The 725-nt window shown below is 64.3% G+C and carries 1 protein-coding gene; it reads right to left on the minus strand.

Going from position 1 to position 725, the window contains the following annotated elements:
- Positions 1-725: cellulase family glycosylhydrolase (locus LI92_RS21395; RefSeq protein WP_046322589.1), on the minus strand; the 725-nt coding region annotated here is incomplete at both ends.

The raw sequence follows: 725 nt of genomic DNA on the forward strand, positions 1-725 counted from the left end.
ATGACGGCCGGCACAGCGATGTTGGTCTGCGCACCGGCGGCGAAGACGCCCTGGCCGTCGGCCATCTGCGTGGAGTAGCTGAGCTGGAATGTGCCGTTGTCGAACGACCAGTTGTTCGGAATGCCGGCGACCGCCTGCGGGTACGGCTCGGCGAGCACCTCCAGCTTCGCGGCATCGATATTGTCGCCGGTCGGCGGCAGGCTGGTGTTGTACACCAACGACGCCGCACGGGCGGGGACGGGGATGTCCATATTGTTGTTCTGGCCGGTGTAGGTCCATGTCGCCCAGCCGTACCGGTGCCCGACGGCGGCATCTGTCAATGCGGTGTGTACGCCAGGAATGTTGCTGTTGCCGAACCCACCGATGTGGGCCGGGATGTCGTGCTCGTCGGCGTACCGCGCGGCGGTGGCGAGTGCCATGTCGGCGAAGACGTCGCAGAACAGGTTGATACCCAACAGGTCTGAAGTCGGGCAGAAGTTCTGGAACGAGTAGATGGCCTTGTCGTCGTCGATCGCGCCCAGCTGGGTGGGGACGCCCATGTTGAACAACACGTTGGGCTGCACGAACACCGGGGTGTCCGGATCCACCGAGCGGATCGCCGCGATCGCTTGATTGTAGAACGGAGTCAGTTGCTGCGAGTCGAAGTAGGGGTTGCCGAACAGGGTCGAGAGCCAGTGCGATCCGGAGTGCGGTTCGGCGATCACCCCGAAGGCGACTACCGCGGG

Origin of the sequence: Mycobacterium sp. UM_Kg1, assembly GCF_000972925.1 — a bacterium.
GTDB classification, from domain to species: Bacteria; Actinomycetota; Actinomycetes; order Mycobacteriales; family Mycobacteriaceae; genus Mycobacterium; species Mycobacterium hiberniae.